Source organism: Enterobacter sp. PL1 (genome assembly GCF_945957325.1).
Lineage (GTDB): Bacteria > Pseudomonadota > Gammaproteobacteria > Enterobacterales > Enterobacteriaceae > Enterobacter > Enterobacter roggenkampii.
Map to the genome: position 1 here is coordinate 1 of NZ_CAMFKT010000061.1, position 4656 is coordinate 4656.

At 55.5% G+C, this 4656-nt stretch carries 4 protein-coding genes; 1 reads left to right on the forward strand and 3 read right to left on the reverse strand.

Features of this window, described 5'->3' with window-relative positions:
- Positions 1-1506 (forward strand): cellulose biosynthesis protein BcsG (bcsG, locus tag N6P30_RS24045; RefSeq protein WP_409557679.1); only part of this gene is annotated, 1506 nt, incomplete at its 5' end.
- Positions 1507-1560: 54 nt separating this feature from the next.
- On the opposite strand, the gene N6P30_RS24050 is transcribed toward bcsG, so the two are convergent.
- Genes N6P30_RS24050 through murB form a run of 3 tightly spaced genes read right to left on the reverse strand, consistent with a single transcriptional unit; the run spans position 1561 to position 4557 of the window.
- Complete coding sequence (locus tag N6P30_RS24050; protein ID WP_023294772.1) at positions 1561-2553, reverse strand: glycosyl hydrolase family 8; 993 nt, start codon at positions 2551-2553, stop codon at positions 1561-1563.
- A gap of 16 nt (positions 2554-2569) precedes the next feature.
- Positions 2570-3532, reverse strand: coding sequence for a bifunctional biotin--[acetyl-CoA-carboxylase] ligase/biotin operon repressor BirA (birA, locus tag N6P30_RS24055; RefSeq protein ID WP_008503241.1), 963 nt, complete (start codon positions 3530-3532; stop codon positions 2570-2572).
- Positions 3529-4557: a UDP-N-acetylmuramate dehydrogenase gene (gene murB / locus N6P30_RS24060; RefSeq protein WP_023294773.1), complete on the reverse strand. Its 1029-nt coding sequence runs from the start codon at positions 4555-4557 to the stop codon at positions 3529-3531. The genes birA and murB overlap by 4 nt, the downstream gene beginning before the upstream one ends.
- Positions 4558-4656 lie beyond the last annotated feature (99 nt).

The following is a 4656-nucleotide window of genomic DNA, read 5'->3' on the forward strand; positions in this document are numbered from 1 at the left end:
CCGAACATCAGGCTGCATCGCTTGCGTCACTGGATAGCCATCCCTGTCGGCTTTGCGCTGTTCTGGCATGATACCTGGCTACCGGGGCCGGACAGCATTATGAGCCAGGGGTCGCAGGTGGCGGGCTTTAGCGCCAGCTATGTCCTCGATCTGACCGAGCGGTTTATTAACTGGCAGATGATTGGCGCGGTATTTGTGCTGCTGGTTGCCTGGCTGTTCCTGTCACAGTGGATCCGCATCACGGTGTTTGTCGTCGCGATTATGATCTGGCTGAACGTGCTGACGCTGGCTGGTCCGGGCTTTTCGCTGTGGCCTGCTGGTCAACCGACCACCACGGTGACCACCACAGGGGGAAGCGCAGCAGCAACCGTTACCACGGCTGGCGATACGCCTGTAGTGGGCGATATCCCAACCCAGACCGCACCGCCGACCTCCACAAATCTGAACGCCTGGCTCTCCAGTTTCTACACTGCGGAAGACAAGCGACAGACCAAATTCCCGGACGCGCTGCCGGCGGATGCTCAGCCGTTTGAATTGCTGGTGATCAACATCTGCTCTCTCTCATGGGCCGACGTGGATGCAGCCGGTTTGATGTCCCATCCGCTGTGGTCGCATTTCGACATTCAGTTTAAAGATTTTAACTCTGCCACCTCGTACAGCGGCCCGGCAGCAATCCGCCTGCTGCGTGCAAGCTGCGGTCAGGCATCGCATAAGAATCTGTATCAGCCTGCCGGCAATCAGTGTTATCTGTTTGATAACCTCGCCAAACTGGGCTTTACGCAGCATCTGATGCTGGGACATAACGGCCAGTTCGGTAACTTCCTGAAAGAGGTGCGTGAACAGGGTGGTATGCAGGCACCGTTGATGGATCAAACTGGTCTTCCCGTTACTCTGCTGGGCTTCGACGGCTCGCCGGTTTATGACGATACCGCCGTGCTGCAGCGCTGGCTTCAGACCATCGAGAAAGACAGTAATCCGCGCAGTGCGACCTTCTTTAACACCCTGCCGCTCCACGACGGTAACCATTTCCCGGGCGTGAGCAAAACGGCAGATTATAAAGTGCGTGCGCAGAAGTTCTTCGACGAGCTGGACGCGTTCTTCACGGAGCTGGAAAAATCAGGCCGTAAAGTGATGGTGGTTGTGGTACCTGAGCACGGCGGCGCGCTGAAAGGCGACAGAATGCAGGTGTCGGGTCTGCGTGATATCCCAAGCCCGTCCATCACCAACGTGCCTGCTGGCATTAAATTCTTTGGTATGAAAGCACCCCATCAGGGCGCACCGATTGAAATCACCCAGCCGACCAGCTATCTGGCGATCTCTGAACTGGTTGCCCGTGCCGTTGACGGGAAGCTGTTTGTGGAAGATAGCGTGAACTGGGATCAGCTCACCAGCAACCTGCCGCAAACGGCAGAAGTCTCTGAGAACGCCAACGCGGTCGTCATTCAGTATCAGAACAAACCGTACGTTCGCCTGAACGGCGGGGATTGGGTACCGTATCCGCAGTAACTGATTTACCCCTAACCCTCTCCCCATTAGGGAGAGGGGATAGTCATTGCGTTGTTATTGCGCCGAAATCCACACCAGCATTTTCAGACTTGCCGAATAGTAGTCGTCTTTAGAGGTAATTTCGGGTTCTCCGGAAGACTGTCCCATCGTTAAATCGCGTACAGCCAACAGGCCGCCTTCCATCATGTAGGGCGCATATTCGTTGGTCGTGACGTTAACCCAGGCGGGCGTTTGTTCCCGGGGGAACTGACCAAACCAGGCTTTCCACGGCGTCAGCAGCGGGCTTTGCTTATCAGACCAGGCAAGGTACAGCGGAATACGAATCGCGTCATAGCTCATCCGCGGCGGCCAGCCTTTGGCAGGTTCCAGCTTGCCATCTGATGCCAGCGAGACCCAGTCAGCGGGCAGATTCGCTTTTCCCGAGCCCATTTTTCCCAGCAGGCGCTTCCCGTCCTTGATCAATTCACGCCAGACCGGTAAATGGCTGCGCCCGGCAAAAGCCTGCCAGGCCGGAAACACGAAGTAGGAAGGGTTAAGGATCGCTTCACCGTCAAGCTTAAATCCCTGGACGCCGGGCAGCATCACGCGGTAACCCGCATAGCGGATGACGCTATGGGCAACCAGCGCTTTTGTGATGGCATCCGATGCGGCACCGTAGCGTTTTTCGTGCCAGCGGGCATCGGCTTTAAGCAGCGCCCAGGCAATCAGCACATCGCCATCGGCGGCATTGTTTTTGTCAGCGACCGGGTTGGACTCTGCGGGGTTATAGCGCCAGTAAAACAGACCGTTCTCTTTGTTCTTCAGCTCACGGTTTGTCCATTGCCAGAGCTTATCGAACGTGGCCTTATCGTCGTTGGCCACTGCCATCAGCATGGCAAATCCCTGACCTTCCGTATGCGACACGCCGCCATTGCCGGTATCGACAATGCGGCCTTCCGGTTTGAAAAAGCGTGCCTTATAACTCTCCCAGGCCTGACCCGCCTGAGAGAGGGGTGAGAACAACACGCTCATCATGACGGCCAGCGTCGCGCAGACGGTTTTTCGCATCATTCACTCCATCCGGTTATTCGGCACTCCGCAGGGAAATCTCACCGCCCATCCAGGGTTTGATCACGCCATCCTGCTCCAGGAGCAGCGCGCCCTGAGCGTCAATACCGCGGGAAGTGCCGTAGATCTCTTTATCACCAATCAGCAATTTCACCGGGCGGTTGATGAAGTTATCCAGTTTTTCCCAACGAGACAGGAACGGTGCCAGCCCTTCCTGCTCAAAAAGCGTGAGCGAGCTGCGCAGCTCTTTAATCATACGTACGGCAAGGGTGTTACGATCGATGACGATCCCCGCCTCCTGGAGGTTAGTCCAGGCCTGATTCACCACATCATTCTGGACATTGCGCATCACCATATTGAGGCCCGCGCCAATGACGATTTGCGCCGCATCGCCCGTTTTTCCCGTCAGTTCAACCAGAATGCCGGCAAGTTTACGATCGTTGAGGTACAGATCGTTAGGCCATTTGACACGCACTTGATCCGCACCCAGATCGTGCAGCACCTCTGCCATAACGATACCGATGACCAGACTCAGGCCAATGGCAGCGGCCGGGCCCTGATCGAGTCGCCAGTACATAGACAGATAGAGGTTGGCACCAAAGGGGGAAAACCACTTGCGGCCACGACGACCGCGACCGGCCTGCTGATACTCAGCAACGCAGGCATCGCCGGATTTCAGCTCAGGCAGACGATCCAGCAGATACTGGTTCGTCGAATCAATCACCGGCAGCACCGCCACATTACCGTGTCCAATCTGGCTGCGGATCGTGTCTTCATTCAATAATTGTATCGGCTCCGGCAGGCTGTACCCTTTTCCGGGAACCGTGAACACATCAACCCCCCAGTCGCGAAGCGTCTGGATATGTTTATTAATGGCGGCGCGGCTCATGCCAAGCTGTTCACCCAGCTGCTCGCCGGAATGAAATTCACCATCCGCCAGGATACCAATCAGGGTTAACGGGACCGTATTGTCCTTCATGCGATAGTCTCCACGGCGTTGACTTCACCTGTGCGACCAATGAAGCGGACTTCTGGCTCCAGCCAGACGTTAAATTTTTCGCCCACACGCTGGCGAACATAATGAGCCAGCTGTACCACATCGTCGCTGGTTGCATCGCGCTGGTTAATCAGCACCAGAGCCTGCTGTCGGTGAACGGCTGCCCCGCCGACTGAAGTGCCTTTTAGCTGGCATTGATCGATAAGCCATCCTGCTGCCAGCTTCACGCTGCCATCCGCCTGAGGGTAATGTGGCGCGGTTGGCCACTCCTCCAGAAAACGTCGGGCATTTTCGCCGCCGATCACCGGGTTTTTGAAGAAGCTTCCTGCATTTCCGTTAACTTTGGGATCGGGAAGTTTGGTCATTCGCATATGGCAAACCGAGTCAAAAACGTCGCGTGCGGTAACGGTAGCCGGATCGAGACGCGTTAAATCCCCGTAGGTCAATACGGGCTGCCAGTTCTTCGACAGACGCAGGCCCACGGCGACAATCACGTAGCGATCCTGATATTCATGCTTGAAGATACTGTCACGATAGCCAAAACGGCACTGTTCTGCCGTTAAACGCTTGGCCGTTCCGGTCGCCAATTCGATGCAGTCGACATAGTCACAGACGTGCTTCAGTTCGATGCCGTAGGCGCCGATGTTTTGAATGGGTGACGAGCCGGCGCAGCCTGGAATAAGCGCAAGGTTTTCCAGACCCGGAATCTCTTTTTCGAGGGTAAATTGCACCAGGTGATGCCAGTTTTCTCCGGCACCCACGTGCAGATGCCAGCTATCGGCACGCTCTTCCACATCAATTCCCATGATGCGGTTAATAATCACCGTTCCCGCAAAATCGTCGAGAAACAGGACATTACTTCCTTCGCCCAAAATCAGTACGGGTTCGTTATTTTCTGTTGCGCTTTGCCATGCATCCAGCAGCTGCTGTGCAGTATCGGCACGTACAATTTGATTAGCATTGCGTTGAATGCCAAAGGTATTCCAGGGCTTAAGGGAGTGGTTCATAGACGCTATCCTGATGCAAAAACGCAGGTAGTTTACCGTATAAGCAGGGTGTTGGGGGATCTGTTTGTGCAGCGCATAAACGCAAAAAGGCCATCCTTT